This window comes from Candidatus Halobonum tyrrellensis G22, assembly GCF_000495475.1.
GTDB classification, from domain to species: domain Archaea; phylum Halobacteriota; class Halobacteria; order Halobacteriales; family Haloferacaceae; genus Halobonum; species Halobonum tyrrellense.
Genome location: NZ_ASGZ01000002.1, coordinates 221,965 through 237,693, shown reverse-complemented (window position 1 = coordinate 237,693; position 15,729 = coordinate 221,965). Strand labels below are relative to the sequence as shown.

General features: G+C 66.2%; 20 protein-coding genes. 6 read left to right on the top strand and 14 right to left on the bottom strand.

Features of this window, described 5'->3' with window-relative positions:
- The first annotated feature begins 72 nt into the window (after positions 1-72).
- Complete coding sequence (locus K933_RS01200) at positions 73-477, top strand: DUF302 domain-containing protein (protein ID WP_049947430.1); 405 nt, start codon at positions 73-75, stop codon at positions 475-477.
- Between the two features lie 21 nt (positions 478-498).
- Positions 499-1,260, top strand: coding sequence for a DUF2270 domain-containing protein (locus K933_RS01195; RefSeq protein WP_023392843.1), 762 nt, complete (start codon positions 499-501; stop codon positions 1,258-1,260).
- A gap of 32 nt (positions 1,261-1,292) precedes the next feature.
- On the opposite strand, the gene K933_RS01190 is transcribed toward K933_RS01195, so the two are convergent.
- Positions 1,293-1,841: a VIT1/CCC1 transporter family protein gene (locus tag K933_RS01190; protein ID WP_023392842.1), complete on the bottom strand. Its 549-nt coding sequence runs from the start codon at positions 1,839-1,841 to the stop codon at positions 1,293-1,295.
- A gap of 268 nt (positions 1,842-2,109) precedes the next feature.
- On the opposite strand from K933_RS01190, the gene K933_RS01185 reads away from it, so the two are divergent.
- Positions 2,110-3,033 (top strand): TSUP family transporter, encoded by a 924-nt coding sequence (locus K933_RS01185; protein WP_023392841.1) that lies wholly within the window; start codon positions 2,110-2,112, stop codon positions 3,031-3,033.
- Between the two features lie 18 nt (positions 3,034-3,051).
- Here the strand turns inward: K933_RS01185 and K933_RS01180 are convergent, their stop codons facing one another.
- A complete protein-coding gene (locus tag K933_RS01180; protein ID WP_023392840.1) occupies positions 3,052-3,390 on the bottom strand; it encodes a DsrE family protein in 339 nt (112 codons plus the stop codon).
- Between the two features lie 311 nt (positions 3,391-3,701).
- Between K933_RS01180 and K933_RS01175 the strand changes: the two genes are divergently transcribed.
- Positions 3,702-4,589: a ZIP family metal transporter gene (locus tag K933_RS01175; RefSeq protein WP_023392839.1), complete on the top strand. Its 888-nt coding sequence runs from the start codon at positions 3,702-3,704 to the stop codon at positions 4,587-4,589.
- Between the two features lie 152 nt (positions 4,590-4,741).
- Here the strand turns inward: K933_RS01175 and K933_RS01170 are convergent, their stop codons facing one another.
- The 4 genes from K933_RS01170 to K933_RS01155 all read right to left on the bottom strand — a co-directional run bounded on the left by K933_RS01170 (position 4,742) and on the right by K933_RS01155 (position 8,198).
- Positions 4,742-5,074 (bottom strand): HalOD1 output domain-containing protein, encoded by a 333-nt coding sequence (locus K933_RS01170; RefSeq protein ID WP_023392838.1) that lies wholly within the window; start codon positions 5,072-5,074, stop codon positions 4,742-4,744.
- Complete coding sequence (locus K933_RS01165) at positions 5,071-5,496, bottom strand: DUF7344 domain-containing protein (RefSeq protein ID WP_023392837.1); 426 nt, start codon at positions 5,494-5,496, stop codon at positions 5,071-5,073. Before K933_RS01165 ends, K933_RS01170 begins: the two co-directional genes overlap by 4 nt.
- 215 nt (positions 5,497-5,711) lie before the next feature.
- On the bottom strand, positions 5,712-6,641 hold the full coding sequence (locus tag K933_RS01160) for a hypothetical protein (RefSeq protein WP_023392836.1): 930 nt from the start codon (positions 6,639-6,641) through the stop codon (positions 5,712-5,714).
- A 453-nt stretch (positions 6,642-7,094) separates the two neighbouring features.
- Positions 7,095-8,198 carry an AI-2E family transporter gene (locus K933_RS01155; protein WP_023392835.1) on the bottom strand — a complete coding sequence of 368 codons (1,104 nt, stop codon included), beginning with the start codon at positions 8,196-8,198 and terminating at the stop codon, positions 7,095-7,097.
- Between the two features lie 187 nt (positions 8,199-8,385).
- On the opposite strand from K933_RS01155, the gene K933_RS01150 reads away from it, so the two are divergent.
- A complete protein-coding gene (locus tag K933_RS01150; protein ID WP_049947429.1) occupies positions 8,386-8,805 on the top strand; it encodes a CBS domain-containing protein in 420 nt (139 codons plus the stop codon).
- Between the two features lie 127 nt (positions 8,806-8,932).
- On the opposite strand, the gene K933_RS01145 is transcribed toward K933_RS01150, so the two are convergent.
- The 8 genes from K933_RS01145 to K933_RS01115 form a co-directional block, all read right to left on the bottom strand.
- On the bottom strand, positions 8,933-9,382 hold the full coding sequence (locus K933_RS01145; RefSeq protein WP_049947428.1) for a pyridoxamine 5'-phosphate oxidase family protein: 450 nt from the start codon (positions 9,380-9,382) through the stop codon (positions 8,933-8,935).
- Positions 9,383-9,960: 578 nt separating this feature from the next.
- On the bottom strand, positions 9,961-11,085 hold the full coding sequence (locus K933_RS01140; RefSeq protein ID WP_023392832.1) for an MBL fold metallo-hydrolase: 1,125 nt from the start codon (positions 11,083-11,085) through the stop codon (positions 9,961-9,963).
- A gap of 224 nt (positions 11,086-11,309) precedes the next feature.
- Entirely contained in the window at positions 11,310-11,714 is a 405-nt protein-coding gene (locus K933_RS01135; protein ID WP_023392831.1) for a helix-turn-helix domain-containing protein, read from the bottom strand.
- Positions 11,715-11,779: 65 nt separating this feature from the next.
- Positions 11,780-12,790: a sulfite exporter TauE/SafE family protein gene (locus tag K933_RS01130; protein WP_268744610.1), complete on the bottom strand. Its 1,011-nt coding sequence runs from the start codon at positions 12,788-12,790 to the stop codon at positions 11,780-11,782.
- A gap of 2 nt (positions 12,791-12,792) precedes the next feature.
- Entirely contained in the window at positions 12,793-12,942 is a 150-nt protein-coding gene (locus K933_RS18505) for a DUF7512 family protein (protein WP_023392829.1), read from the bottom strand.
- Between the two features lie 91 nt (positions 12,943-13,033).
- A complete protein-coding gene (locus tag K933_RS01125) occupies positions 13,034-13,465 on the bottom strand; it encodes a YeeE/YedE family protein (protein WP_049947461.1) in 432 nt (143 codons plus the stop codon).
- Positions 13,466-13,566: 101 nt separating this feature from the next.
- Positions 13,567-14,082: a YeeE/YedE family protein gene (locus K933_RS01120; RefSeq protein WP_023392827.1), complete on the bottom strand. Its 516-nt coding sequence runs from the start codon at positions 14,080-14,082 to the stop codon at positions 13,567-13,569.
- A 1-nt stretch (position 14,083) separates the two neighbouring features.
- Positions 14,084-15,265, bottom strand: coding sequence for an MBL fold metallo-hydrolase (locus K933_RS01115; RefSeq protein WP_023392826.1), 1,182 nt, complete (start codon positions 15,263-15,265; stop codon positions 14,084-14,086).
- Positions 15,266-15,470: 205 nt separating this feature from the next.
- Here K933_RS01115 and K933_RS01110 point away from each other — a divergent pair, with 205 nt between their 5' ends.
- Positions 15,471-15,713 (top strand): sulfurtransferase TusA family protein, encoded by a 243-nt coding sequence (locus tag K933_RS01110; RefSeq protein ID WP_023392825.1) that lies wholly within the window; start codon positions 15,471-15,473, stop codon positions 15,711-15,713.
- Positions 15,714-15,729 lie beyond the last annotated feature (16 nt).

Below are 15,729 nucleotides of genomic sequence, written 5' to 3'. Positions count from 1 at the left end.
GCGTTCACGGCTCTCCGGTCACCGTCGCGGCGCCGGCGCAACGGCTAAGTCGCCGCAACAGAATTGTATAGTATGTCCTATACTATGGACAAGCGAGTCGACGGAGAGTTCGACGCGGTCGTCGACCGGACGACGGACGCGCTCTCGGATGAGGGGTTCGGCGTCCTCTGTGACGTCGACGTCCGCGAGACGTTCGCGAAGAAACTCGACGAGGAGTTCCGCCGGTACCGCATCCTCGGGGCGTGCAACCCCGAACTCGCGTACGACGCGCTCGAAACCGAACTCCGGCTGGGTGCGCTCCTGCCCTGTAACGTCGTGGTCTACGAAACCGACGACGGCGAGGTGGGCGTGAGCGCGGTCGACCCCGAGACGCTCCTCGGCGTCGTCGGCGACGCCGACCTCGACTCGATCGCGACGGACGTACGCGAGCGGTTCGAACGCGTCCTCGACGCACTCCCCGAAGCGAGCGACGAATAACGCCCACGTGACTGACTCTACATGACACCACCACCCGACGACGACTCCGCCGAGGAGGCGCCCGGTCCTGCCGACGCGACGGCGCCGCACGTCGGCGAGGGACTGCTCGACGAGGAGATGGGACCGAGTTCCGCGATGGCGCACCTCTACCGCGGGGAGATCCACCGGATGAAACTGTGGCGCGAACGGCTCGACCAGACCGCCAACTGGGCGGTGATCGTGATGGCCGCGATCCTGACGTGGTCGTTCTCGAACCCCGGCCATCCCCACTACATCCTCCTGGTCGGCGTCGCGACGCTGACGGTGTTTCTCACCATCGAAGCGCGGCGCTACCGCGGCTACGAGATCTGGCGGACGCGCGTCCGCACGCTCCAGCAGAACGTCTGGGCGTACGGACTCGACCCCGACGGGGGTCTCGTCGACGAGGAGTGGCGCGAACGCCTCGGCGCCGACTACCGAACGCCGACGATCAAGATCACCGCCGAGGAGGCGGTCGCTCACCGTCTCCGCCGGGTGTACCTCCCGCTGTTCGTCGTCCTCCTCGGGGCGTGGATCGTCCGGATCACCGCGTTCACGCCCGAGCCGTGGATCGACGCTGCGAGTATCGGGATGCTCCCCGGCCGGGTCGTCGTCGCGCTCGTCGCCGTGTTCTACGTGGGGGCGACCGTCGTCGCCTTCCGCCCCCGGACGTGGCACGCGAAGGGGGAGCTTCGAACCGAGGACCTCCGGAAGACGCGGGATCAGACGGACTCCAGTGGGATCCGACTCTTCGGGAGGGACTGACGCTGGTGACGCCCGAGCGGGGATCACCGCGACTACGCCACCCCGCCGAGGAGGGTCCCGACGGTGTACGCGACGACCGCGGCGGCCATCCCGACGACGAACATCTCGATACCGTTGACGTACCACGCGCGCGTGGTCACGAGGCTCCGACTCGCCCCGACGACGAAGAACGTGACGCCGGTGAACGCGACCGACAACGGGAACGCCGGGGCGAGCCCGACGATATACGGGAGTAGTGGCGCCCAGCCGGCGACGACGAACGCGAGGAAGGTGACGAACGCGGTCCGTTTCGGGGACTTCCCGTCGGCCATCGTGCGTTCGGCCGCCTCCGCCCCGTGGACCGAATCCTGGTAGTCGAGCTCCGAACGGCGGCTGAGGTAGTTGCTCATCCCCATCGAGAACCCGTCGGCGAACAGGTTCGCGGCGCCCAACACGAGGACGATAGCCGGGTCGAGAGCCGCACCGGCGACACCCGAGACGACCGCGAACGTGGTCACGATCCCGTCGTTGGCGCCGTAGATCACCTCCGCGAGGTACTTGCCGGACGATTCCACCTCGTCGCCGAGGAGCCGTTCGAGCACGCACGAACCGTGCCGAGCAGTGACGATAAGTACCGTGAATGTCCCCGGGGGTGGGAGAGGTCTACGGGCAACAGTTGCCCCCAGCTACGTCGCTCGTATTTCGTCGCTCCCCGGTATCGAGCGGTCTTCCAGCCGTACGTTGGGGGTACGGTGTCAGCTCGGTGCCCGACACTGCCGCATCCCTTACTGACTACCGCGGATGGAAAGGTCGCGACCCGTTACCTCCCGTACCGACCGGCGGACGGTCGGCGTTACGTTCGATACCGCTATGAGCACCGACGAACCACAACTCGACGCGAGGCGGTTCTTGACGAACCTGATCGACTTCCAGTACCGGGAGGTGATGATGGCGGTCGCAACCCTCGCCGTCGTCGCTGGTTCGATCCTCCTGTTCCCCGGCGTGGAGAACGTCGGCAAGGGGGTCCAATCGAACGTCTCTGTCGGCCTGCTCGCACTGTTCGTCGTCGTGGCCGTCGTCGCCGGTGCGGTCAAGGGGATGATCGGGTTCGGGTACGCGCTGATCACGACACCCATCTTCGCGTCGGTGATCGACCCGACGCTCGCGGTGGTCGTCCTCGCCGTGCCGCCGTGGATGATCAACATGTTCCAAGTCGGGGAGACGAACACCGGAGTCGCGTTCGTCCGCGAGGAGTGGGTGCTGATGGCGCTCGCAGTCGTAGGATCCGTCGTCGGCGTGTTCTTCCTCGCGGAGTTCAGTACCGGCCCGATCGTCCCGTTCCTCATCGGGGTCGTCATCCTCGCGTACGTGGTCTTCCAGGTCGTACAGAACTTCGTGACGATCCGCGAGGCTCACCACCCGGTCGCGCTCAGTGTCGCCGGCTTCCTCGAGGGGTTCCTCCTCGCCGTCTCGAATCTCGGTCCGCTCCTCCCCGCGTACTTCCACACGTTCGAACGGGACGTCGACCGCTACATCGGCGGTCTCTCGATGGTGCTCGGAACGATCTTCACCGTTCGGCTCGTCCAGATGGTCCTCTTTACGGACCTCATGACGACCTACCGGCTGTGGCTCGGCTGCGTCGTCGCCGTCGTGACCGTCGTCGGTCTCCTCGCCGGGACGTATCTCCGACGGTTGGAGATCGACGAGGAGAAGTTCAACTGGTTCGTGGTCGGCCTGCTGTTCGTGATCACGCTCAACATCTTCCGGAACACGATCCCGGCGTTGTTCCTCTAACCAGGGGTGGCCGTTACGCTACGGAGTGATGTAGGCGTACCCCTCGTTCTGGAGGCGAGTGAGTTCCCCGACGCCGGAGGGGACGAGTTCCACGCCGTCGATCAGGTCCGCCTCGGCGGTGTCGGTCCCGGCGATCGTGTTTCGACACTGCTTGAACGCGACGCCGCGCTCTTGGAGTCCTCGAACCCGCTCGCGATGTGGGGACACCTCGCGGAGGAGTTCGAGACCGCCGCTGTTGGCGACGAGCGCGACCGCATCGATGTCGAGCGTCTCGTCGTCGAGGAGGTTGGCGACGTTGCCGACCACGCGGTCGTGGAGTTCCGGGTCGTCGTTCGAGTGGTGGAAAACCGCTTTCACACTCCCAAACTGGAGTCGTCGCGCAAAAACTGGAAGGGTATCTCTACCCGTCGACGGCGTTCGCCCCTCCGTCGACCGAACCGCTCGCTCGTCCGTACCGGGCTGGACCTGCCGGATCCTTCCGGGGTCGGACGTCTCCCCGGAGTTCGGGAGCTACCCGTCCCCGCGCCGCCGGACTAGGATGGCCAAAAAATATCACTCGAACTGCCGGCCTGTACTTGTGAACTTCCCCACTACTCTTTAGGCTAGCCGAAGAACTATCGGAATAGTGAAAGGACTTTTGGGCGGCGAACGCGTACCCCGAAGTAGGAATGGCGCTGTTGGAATCCCTCGCGTTCGTGTTCGTCGCCGGGTTGATCACGGCGCTCGCGACGGGGATCGGTGCGCTGCCGTTCTTCCTCGTCGACGACGTGAGCGACCGCTGGAACGTCGCGTTGTGGGGACTCGCGTCGGGCATCATGGTCGCGGCGTCCGGGTTCGGGCTGATCGACGAGGGGATGGCCGAGGCGGGCGGGCTCACCGTCAAGTTGCTGCTCGGACTCCTCGCGGGTGTCGTCCTCGTCGTCGTCGCCGACGAGGTGCTCTCGTACGTCAACGTGAGTGACCACGCCGACACCGAACCCGCTACCGACGGCGGGCACCCCCACGCTCACGAGGAGGACCACGACCACCACGTCGACCCGCAGGCGCTCGCGGAGGGGAACCTCAAGAAGATGGTCCTCATCTTGGGGATCCTGACGGTCCACAGCTTCCCCGAGGGGGTCGCAGTCGGCGTCTCGTTCGCCGAACTCGGTCTCGAAGGCGCGGGCGGCGTCTCGATACTCGGGTTCGCGGTGCCGGTCCTCGCGGTGTTCATGACGCTCGCCATCTCGATCCACAACATCCCCGAGGGGCTGGCGATCTCGATCCCGCTACGGTCGCTCGACGTGAGCGAGTGGCGGATGGTCGGACTGGCGGTCTTTTCGAGTCTGCCCCAGCCGATCGGCGCGGTGATCGCGTTCTACTTCGTGCGGGTCGCCCGCGAGTGGCTCCCGTTCGGATTCGGCTTCGCCGCCGGCGCGATGGTGTTCCTCGTGTTGACGGAGTTCATCCCAGAGGCGCTCGAATCCGGAGTGGACCTGCGGTGGAACGGCTACCCCGAACTCGCCGCCGGGGTGAGCGTCGGCGTCGCGGTGATGGTGCCGCTCGCGATGATCTGATCGGTATCCTCCGACGGCTCACCCGCGTCTCGACGGTACACGCCACCCGATACACCCTGTTGCTCCGTCTCGGAGGCGGAAGACTACCACGTATCGGATGTTCTCGACGAACTCGTCGAGTTCGACGGAGCCGACCGGACCGGAGCGCGGACTCAGTCCGCGGAGGGGTCGCTCGGCTGGAACACCTGAATCGTCCCGTCGCTTCTGATCTGGACGAAGTACTCGTTGTACGCGAACTCGACGGTGTTCGTGTTCCCCGGGGCCGTGTCGTCCGCGGTCGGTTCGAAGAACGCCTCCCCGAGTGATGTTACGTCGAAACGCTCGTACAACGGGGGTGAGTGGACGTCCATCGGGCGAACCCCTTCCGCCTCCGCGATCGCGGAGACGACGACGGCCGTCAGGCCGTCGCTCCCGTCCGGGTCGTACTGCCGTTGGACGCTCCCCGATCGGGTGGCGTTCGGCGTACCGGCGGCTTCCTCGGTCATCGCTGCTCGCGTTGCTCGCTGGGCTGTGATCGCTCCGCGCTGACCCCCTTGAGCGCAGCCAGCACTCGGTCCGCGTTCGCGCCGGCCGACACTCGTTCGCTCACCTCGTCGAAGGCGACGACGCCCAAGTCGACTAACTTCGGCACGTGAGAGTGGTACAACTCGATGTACATCTGTTCTTTCTCGGGGTCGGTGACGGTTTCGGGAGCGACGTCGTTTTCTAACGCGGTGAGTTCGGTCGCGAGATCGACCAGCGACCACTCCGGATTCTTGGCGAGCGCGTAACAGATGTATCGACGATGAGGATGGGAGAGGGATTCGAAGACGGTCTCGTCGGCCAACACCTCTTCTGCGATCTCGCAGTCGGTAATCGAGAGGGCAGAACGCTCCCCCGAGCCCTCCCCACCGTTACTGTCGCCCATACGAACACTATCAAGAAGTAGATGGATAAGTATTCGTGCCCGCTACCTGCGTACACGGGCAGGATAGTTCAAAAATGAGGTTGATTAGCGAAGGTTGGGAACCTACTGGGTACCGTTGTTGACCACCGCAACCTCTCAGTCTCCCCCGGCGGGAAGCCACGACGGGCGCCAGCCGTGACGGTTGCCTCCCGCCGAATCGGGTGAAGAACGGTCACCTACCAGCTCTGTAGTCCCGCTTCGAACGCGTAGACGACCACCGCGTTACTCACCGACAGACAGCCGTACGCGAGCGCCGGGACGACCAGCGAGTCCGTCCGGCTGTACGTGTAGGCGGCGACTCCCAAGACCGCGAGATGCGTGGCCGCGAACAGCCCGCCGGCGACCGAATCGACTTCGGCGACGCTCGCGAGGACGATGGCGCCGGCGACGGTCACCGCGGGTACGTAGGTCAGGTACCGGAGTCCGACGTGAGCAACCTGCTTCCGTCCGTAGACGCCGACCCCGAGCGCGACGACGCCCACGGCTGCGCCGACGAGTCGTCCGAGTTCCGGCGCGACGGAGAGCCCGCCGGTCGAACTCCCGACGAGGAAGCCGGCCAGGAGTGTGGTCAAAACGATCGCACCGTCGTCCTCGACGGCCCGCGTGACGCTCGCTTGGACGAACACCTGACAGACGGCTACGAGCGTCGGTACGCCGACGAGTAGGCCCAGCCCCGCGAGCGTCGCGACCGGCGCCAGCGGCGCGTCGGCCGCGTAGGAGGTCATCGTCAGCGAGTTGTACGGCACACCCGTCACCGTCCCCACGAGTTTCGTCGAACCGACGAGGGTGGGCGGGGCGAGAGCCGCGAGTACGACGAACGGGAGGTCGGCTCGCGTCGGACGCCGTAGCCCGACGTCGAGGTCGCGGATGCGCACGTACGCGGCGGCGAGGCCGACGACACCGCCGACGAGGAGTCCGCCCGAGACGAGGCCCGTGAGTAGGAGGCTCTCCGTCGTCGGGAGGGGTCCGAGGAGAGCGGTCCGTGCGACGACGACGAACCGCCGCCAGAGGAACACCCCGGTAAGCAGGACGGTGACGAACCCGAACTCGACGAGCAGCGGTTGGTCGACTCGGAAGGGAGGCAGGGACCAAGTTCGAAGCGCCATAGCCACTACCGTACCGGTGACGTACTTACTACTTCCCGCCACAGTATCAGATTCGACACCGTCGCAGGGTCGAGAGGGAGCGACAACGGAACTGCGTCGTCGACACTCGGACGTGCCCTATCCGACAACAGTATATTTCATATACTGAATTGATATTATACAAGTAGATGCACTGATATTTCCACAACACCCACGACACCCACCGATCGATATCGAGACGGTCGAGTGGTCCACACCGAACGGTTCGAACGGAACGAGGAGACGAACGCCGACCGAGTCGTGCGTTTCCTCACCACGTATCCGAACCACCCGCTCACCTAAATCGAGACCCGTGACGAGACTGGCGCGAGAATCGAGAGCGTCAGCGTCGTCCTCTCGCGGGTGGAGGACCATCTGTCTTGAACACGGTCTTATCAGTCTCGGAGTAATTTCGTCCCGTCCTCGGGGAGCGACTCAACTGGCTCGTCGTTCGTCGCCGTCCGAAGTTCGACCGCGATTCGGACCCGCCGATTCCGCCGGTGCGGGGGAGGTGGATGGAGGGCGCTCGCGAGCGAACAGTTCGACGAGCAGTTTCAACGTTCCCAAGACGACGGGGCCGAAGAACAGGCCCATCGGGCCGAGAACGAACAGCCCGCCGGCGATCCCGAGGACGAACAGTCCGGGGTTGAGGTTCGCTTCGCGACCCCCGATCAGCGGTCGGAGATAGTCGTCGGAGATCGTCACGACCGTAGCCCCGTAGGCGAACAACAGTACGGCGGCGAGGGGTCGATCGACCACCAGGAGGTAACCCACCGCGGGCACCCAGACGACCGACGCGCCCAGGAGGGGGAGGAGACCGAGAGCGAAGGTCACGAACGTCCAGAAGACGACGTTCGGCAGTCCGACGACCGCAAACCCGACGCCGGTGAACACGGCCTGTACGCCGGCCACGGCTACGTTCCCGACCAGCACTGCCCAAAGCAGCCGGTCGGTCCGCTCCGCGAGGTCGTTCCAGACACGGGGTTCGAGGTGTGAGACGTCTCGAAGCCAGCCTACGAGCGTCGCTCCACGGGTGAGGAGATAGTACCACAGAAACAGCAACACGGTGAGCCCGAGGAGGACGTTCGAGACGCTCCCGAACAGGCCCACCACGCCGCTGAACAGTTGCGACCAGTCCTCCCTGCCCATCGACCCGAAAATCGCGTCGAACGTGAGATCGGAGCCCACTACGCGCCCGAGGTCGACGCTGACACCGAGTTGCTCCCGAAGGAACTCCTGGACGGATTCGACCCCCAGTCGACCCTCTCGTACGGCTACGAACACCCGGAGCGCCTGGTCTACGGCAACGGTCAGTAGTAGACCGAGTGGAAACAGGACCACGAGTGCCGTGGCCGTGATGAGCCCGCCCGCCGAGAGTCGGGAGTCGATCCGTCGAGCGAGCCGTTCGTGGAGCGGGTAGAGGACGTACGCCAGTAGGATCGCGAGCAAGACGTACTGGAGTACGGGCAGAACCAGCAGCAGCGCTATCGCTCCACACACCAGAATCCCGCCGGCGAGAACTCCGCTACTGTCGTCCATACACGCTGGTGCGCCGAGGAGCTACTAAATCGACCGGACCCCTCCACGGATCCGCACGCGACACGGAGCCACTACGGTCGTCAGCCCCGTCGCCCCGGACGGAACCGTAGCCGAGACTTCCCGGTGAGAGAGAACGCGCGGAACGTTATTCCCCCCTCCGCGAGTCGGTCCACTCGGAGGCAAAACCATGACAGTATCCGACCTGATGCGCGAGGACGTCGTCACGGCGTCCCCCGACGCGCCCGTCACCGAGGTAGCGACCGAGATGCGCGACGAGAACGTCGGTAGCGTCGTCGTCGTCGAGAGCGACGCGCCGGTCGGTCTCGTGACCGACCGGGATATCGCCGTGCGTATCGCCGCCGACGGACTCGACGCCGACGAGATGACCGCCGAGGGAGTGATGACCGAGGACCCGCTCACGGTCGAACGCGACACCGGCGTGTTCGAACTCTGTGCGACGATGGACGAGGAGGACGTCCGGCGGATGCCGGTCGTCGACGGGGGTGACCTCGTCGGTATCGTCACGCTCGACGACTTGATCCGCCTCCTGACGGACGAACTCACCACCCTCACGGGCGTCATCGAGGCGGAGTCACCCAGCTACTGACCCCCGACGTGGGAACGCGCGATACCGCCCCCGCGACGGGGTTTATCCGGTAGTATTCTATCCCGCGAGAGTGGGGTCCGACGGCGGGGATAAACGACGAGCGGGGACGATACTACCGAGCGAACGCTCAGACGCCCGTCGTCGCCTCCTTCCGCCCGGTGAGCGAGTCGGGGACGAGCCGGTAGAACTCGAACGGAACCTCGCTGGGGGGGCGGCCGAACACGTCGACGAGTGGGATCCGAACGCGCTCGAGTCCCTCGAGCGTCTCGGTCGCTATCGCGTCGTCGGTGGTCCCCTCCAGTCGGCCGCTCGCGACGACACTCCGCCACTCGTCGTCCACGGAGTCGTACACGACGAACGAGACGGAGCGGTCGACGGCGTCGGTCTTCCCGCTTCCCGATTCGACCGCGAGCCGGAAGTAGAAGGTCGACTCGACGGGATCGTAGCCGTACGAGACCGGAATCGAGTGGGGCGCGTCGTCCCCCGTCGGCGCGAGCGAGAGCACCCCCGTCCCGCCCCGTCCGAGGAACTCGTCGCGCTCGTCGCCGTCCATGACTACCGAATCCGGGGTGGACATACCTCGACGTACGGTCTCGGCGGTAAAAATAATGAGGGACTGGAGCCAGCGACCCGACTGGCGTATCGGTCGACCGCGTCTCCGGTCAGTTCGTGATACCCCGTGTGTCATCCCCGCTACGGTCGGTCCTATTCGTACGAACTACTGTTACGGAATGGAGAACGACCCCGTCCCCGAGACTCGTTACGCCCGTACGACTGTAATTCGTGAATGCTATAATCGGAGCGGAGGGTAGTCGGGTGAGTAGGACCGGTACGCGCCACTGAACCGTCGTCCGTGTCGAGAGGGATTCGCGGGGGAGTTCGCGACGCCGGCGGAGCAGTCGATGGATTTCGCCGACAGGACCGCCGGTCCGATAACGAACGGCGCTCGCAGTATCCCTCATCGGAGCCTCGAACAGCCGTACAACAATCGCGTCTCGTCATCCGACACGAGTTCGGTACCCGAGGAGTATCTGACACGTACACGGAGGTACCACTCGGAGGAGACTCTGTACCCCCAGGAGGGTGTACACCACGTCACGCCGTCGTCGTCCCGTTCGTACGTGCGATACGAGGAGTACGAGTCCAGTCGTCGGCTTAGTTCGCGGCGCAGTTGTTCGGGCCGAGTTCGAGGTCCTCGACGTCGCCGCCGGGCTGTTGCTTCCCCCAGTTGATCTGCTTGATCTCGTTGTAGTTGGCGGGTTCGTCCGCCAGACTCTCGACGATGGTCCCGACGAACGACTCCTCGTCGTCGTCCGCGACGTAGCTCAGGAGTTCGTTCGTCGCCGCTCCCCGGAGCCCTTCGAGTCGCGTCGCGAGCGGCCGGACCTGCTCGTCGTCGAAGTGGCCGGGGAGGACGAGGGTGTCGTCGTCCCCGTCGGTCAGCCGTTCGAGGCTGTCGAACAGTTGGCTCGCCGCCTCGCGGACGGCGTCCTCGTCGCCGTCCTCCAGGTCGGGGCGGCCGACACTCCGGAGGAACAGCGTGTCTCCGGAGAGGAGCGCGTCGCCGTACGCGAACGAGACGCTTCCGGGGGTGTGCCCCGGCGTGTGGAGGACGTCGAGTTCGCGGGTTCCGACGTCGATGGAGTCGCCGTCGTCGAGTTCCGTCACCCCGTCGAGGTCACCCGCGTCGTCACCGTGGAGGTAGTAGGGCACGTCGAGTTCGCCCGCGAGTCGGCGCGCGCCCGAGACGTGGTCGGCGTGGGCGTGCGTGTCGGCGACGCCGACGATCTCGAGGTCGCGTTCCTCGGCGACACCGAGATACTCGTCGAGGTACTGAGAGGGGTCGACCACGACCGCCTCGCCGTCGTCGTAGACGAGGTACGACACACACCCCGTGCCGGGTCGGACGACCTGCGCGACGCCGTCGGCGTCGTCGAGGTCGTACTGCCGGTGGAGACGGCCCCAGCCGTCCATCCCGCCGTCGATCGACTCGGCGTCGAACCCGCGTTCGCGGAGGAACTCCGCGGCGTGCGCCGACGTGACGCCCGCGACGCAGACGACGGCTATCGCCTCGTCGTTCGGCAGTTCGTCGAGGTGGTCCTCGAGCGTCGAGAAGTCCGACTCGAGGAGTTCGTCGTAGATGGGGAGGTTCCGGCTCCCGGGGATCTGCCACTCGTCGTAGTCGTCCTCGTTGCGGACGTCGAGGACGTACGGGTCCTCGGCGTCGTCGTCGAAGACGCGCTCGGCGACGGTCGACGGGTCGTAGCCTGTATTGTACATTACATCCAACACTACACAACACGCGGGCTTAAATCCAACGGGCGGTCGAACTCGACGAAGACCGCCGTCCTCTCCGACGGGTGGGAGACACCAGTGACCGGCGAAGTCGGTCGAGCGCGTAGCGGCGCACGTCGACCGATGAGAGGGGCGGAGAACGTACAGGTAGTGCAGGATAGAGGACGAGCGGCGTGAGGGGCGTGCGACGAGAGCCAGCCGTCGGGGGTTCAGCTCTCGACGGGCGTCGACGGAGCGGAGGTCTCGTCGTACTTCTCGCCGAACTCGCCGATGAGTTGGCCCATCTTCGCGTACCAGTCGTTGAGCATCCGCTGCATCTCCCGGGAGATCTCCTCGGCGTCGCGAGGGTGGTACACGTGGTAGTAGCCGCCCTGGTCGTAGTTGACCTGTTCCTTCTGGATGAACCCCGCCTGCATCAGCCGCTGGACCGACCGGTAGGCGGTCGAGCGTTCCCGGTCGATCGCGTCGGCGATCTCGTCGACGGTGAGTCCCTCGCCTCGCTCGTGGAGGATGGCGAAGACGTCCTTGTCGAGTTCCTTCAGGTCGTGGAAACACTCCAGGAGCCCCTCACACTCCATGTCGCTCCGGAGCATCTCGCTCATCGAGTTCGGCATCGGTATCCGGTCTACGGGACGAGACGGCAAAAATGTTTGCGTAGACGGTACAATACTCCGCGACACTACGGCAGTACGACTCGACACCACCTGGTCCGCCGGTCGGCCCGCAACTCACAGACCGCGACGAGGAGGATCGCCGCGCTGACGACGAACGCCGACCCGAAGATGAGCGCCGTGCTCGCGGCCGTGAACGCCGGAATCCCGTAGGCGGCGCCGAGTTCCTTCGCCGCGACCGCCAGACTCCCGGCGAGCAACATCGCCGCGAAGTACCCCTTGATCTCCTCGTCGTCGACGAACTGCGTCGCACCCGCGCCGACCCGCGCGCCGAGCGCGCTTCCGGTCAGGAGTGCGCCGACGACGGGGAGCGCGATCGACCCGGCGCGCGCGTAGGTGAACGCGCCGAACGCCCCCGAGACCGTGATCTGGAGGATATCCGTCCCGACGGCGATGGCGGCGGGAACCCCGAGCCCGTAGATCATCGCGGGCATCAGGAGGAACCCCCCGCCGACGCCGAGGAACCCCGAGAGAACGCCCACGGCGACGCCCACCGCGACGACGACGACCGCCGAGACGCGACCGCCGTCGCGGAGCGTCACCATCGGCGGGAGGTGGATCGAGCGGACCCGGTCGGCGAGGTCACCTCCGGCCGCACCGTCACCCCCGTCGGAGTCGTCGTTCGTCCGCGCGTCGCGGAGCGTGAACAGACCGACGACCCCGAGGAGGCCGACGTAGGCGGCGCTGATGACCAAGTCCGCTGCACCCGTAGCGTCCAGTACGAAGACCACGTTCTTGCCCGCCTCGATGCCGAGCGTCATCGCGACGATCATGATCGCGGCGAGTTTGTAGTCCACCTGTCCGTGGTCGCGGTGGCGCAGCGCGCCGATGACGCTCGTCCCGAAGACGAACGCCAGCCCGCTCCCGACCGCGACGGTCGAGGGGTAGCCCATCACGAGCAGCGCGGGGGTGACGAGAAACGACCCGCCCATCCCGAAGAATCCGAAGAGGATCCCGACCAGCAGGCCGAACCCCACGAACACCCCGAGCAGTACGAGGCTCAACCCGAACAGCTCCACCGTCACTCACCCCCGACCGCGCGCACGACGGCCGACCCGACGGCGCCGGTGATCGCGCCGTACCCGACGTACAGCGCGAGCGCTTCGACGAAGACCACGCCCACTGTCGCCGCCGCTTCGGCGGAGCCGCTCAGCGTCTCGAGTCCGAACATTACCCCGCGCTCCCCGTACTGTCTCTCATCTCCATCACTCCCCAATTCCGCCGGCACCACGACGATCCGCTCTCGTCTCGAACCACGGCCGTCACTCGGAGACGGCCTCGGCCGTCTGCTCCGTCTCGTTCGTGTGGCGTGACCGCCAGTAGCCGTGCGCGTACGCCCCGAGGAACATCCCGGCGATCGCCAGCAGTACCGGGTAGTTCCCGATGCCGACGCTCGCGTACGCCGCCCCCGGACAGATCCCCGACAGCCCCCAGCCGACGCCGAATATCGCGCCGCCGACCACGACGTTCCGGTCGAACGACTTCAGCCGGCGGGTGTACGCGTCGCCCGTCAGCGGCGCGCGGTCGAGGTACCGGGTGGCGACCGTGAACACGATCCCGGTGACGACGGCCGCCCCGCCCATCACGAACAGGAGCCCGAAGTCCTCGAACTGCAGGAAGTCGAGCACGATCTCGGGGCGAGCCATCCCGCTGACCGCCAACCCGAGCCCGAAGATCGACCCCCCGACGTAGATGAGCGGGAGGAACCACGGACTCCGCTCGGTCGCCGTACCGCTCGCGGGTCGTCCCTCCCCGGTCGTCCCCTCCGGGGTCTCCCGCCGGTCGGCCTCGCGACTCACGGCGCCACCCCCACTGCGGCGACGAGTTGCGCCGTTCCGACGGCGACCGCGAGGAACGTCGCGACGTTGACGAACGAGGTGTTCGACAGCGACCCCATCCCGCAGACGCCGTGGCCCGAGGTACAGCCCTTCCCGAGTCTGGTGCCGACGCCGACGAGGAACCCCCCGCCGAGCAGCCGCCACCACTGGACGTCGGTCGGCGCGGCGACCGACCAGCTACTCGGGTTCAACACGAACGCGTACAGCGCCGCGCCGCTCACGATACCGACCGTGAACACGACGCGCCACCCCCGGGAGCTGACGTACTTGAGACGGTTGAACCGCGGCACGTCCGAGACGTACGACAGCGTCGATTCGAGGAACGTGCTCGCGCCGGCGATGATCCCCGTCGCGAGGTAGATGACCGCCGCGCCCGCGCCGACGAGCAGACCGCCGACGAGGTACGGCAGGACCCCTCGCGGGAAGAGGTCGCCGAGCGCCGCCAGTTGGATCAGCGTACTCGGTTCGGTCATCTCAGTCGGTGAGCGCCTCCTCGCTCGCCGCGCAGTTGTTCGGGCCGAGTTCGAGTTCGAACGCCGTCTCGTCGTCGAACGACTCGCGACCGAGGTTGGCCGCGATGATCGCCTCGTAGTTGGCCGGCCGGGGCGGCATGTCGGCGGCGACGAACTCGACGAACTCGTCGCGGTCCATCGACAGCGCGCCCATCGACGCGTTCAGGTCGCCGAGCGTCGCGGTGTAGGTGCCGTCCGCGGCGGGGGTCGCGCCGTCGCCGAAGTGGGCGGGCGCGACGACGGTGTCGTCGGGGTTCGACAGCACCGAGTCGTGGAGCGAGTCGTACAGCGTTCCCGCCGCGTCCCGTGCGGCGTCGGGGTCTTCGAGGTCGGGGCGGGCGACGCTGTCGGTGAACAGCCCGTCACCCGTGAACAGGACGTCGCTGACCCGGTAGGTCGTCATCCCCGTCGTGTGTCCGGGCGTGTGGAGGACCTCGATCTCGGCGTCTCCGACGGTGAGCGAGTCGCCGTGACCGACCGTCTCGTAGTCGGAGTCGTACGCGACGCCGCGGTCGGCGGCGTGAGCGGGGAGGACCGCCGTCGCACCGGTGTCGGCCGCGAGCGTTCGCAGGCCCGAGACGTGGTCGGCGTGGACGTGCGTGTCGAGCACGTACGTCAGGTCCGCGCCGAGGGTCCGCGCGTCCTGCTTGTACTCGCTCGTGAACGCGCGCAGCGGGTCGATCACCGCCGCTTCGCCGGCCGAAGCGACGAGGTACGCGAGACAGCCGCTGGAGGGTCGACGGTACTGTGCGACCGTCGCATCCGCGTCCACGTCGAGTTCAGCGTACTCGTAGAGGCCCGCCCACCCCTTCATGCCGCGGTCGAGGTGGGTCGCGTCGTACCCCGCCTCTTTGAGGGTCTCGGCGACCATCTCGCTCGACCCGCCCTTCGCACACAGGACGGTGATCTCCCCGTCGTCGGGGAGTTCCGGACGGAGGTCGTCGGGGACCCCCTCGAGCAACTGGAAGTAGGGGTAGTTCACGATTTCGACGTTCTCGCCGTCGAGGTGCCACTCCTGGAAGTCGTTCTCGGACCGCGCGTCGAGGACGAACACGTACTCGCCCGCGTCGATCCGTTCTTTCAACTCAGCCGGGGCGACCGCTTCGACCGCCCCCTCGCCGCTCGTCCGGTTCGGATCGGGCATCGGTAGCTCCACGTACCCGCCGCCGCCCAATAAGACTTTGCATGGAAATTCTATGTTTGCACAATACTGTGATCGGCTGAAGCCCTCACAACCGCCGATACGAGCTGACTGGTGCTATCATCGGATTTTGAATGTGTGCGTCTGACGAACAACCGACGACACGCTTTTACCGACACCCCCAGTATTGGGGAGTGAAGTCAATACCATGACCGAGTACGAGAGCACACAGACGCTCGACGTGAAAGGGGAGAACTGCCCGATGCCGGTCGTCAAGACCAAACAGCGGGTCGACGAGTTGGCGGCGGACGACGTCCTCGAAGTCCTCGCGACCGACCCGGGGAGCGTGAGCGACATCGCGGGGTGGGCCGACAGCACGCCGGGCGTCGAACTCGCCGGACAGGAGGAGAGCGGCGACGTGTACGCCCACTACGTACGCAAGACCGAGTGAAGCGGACCCCGTTACT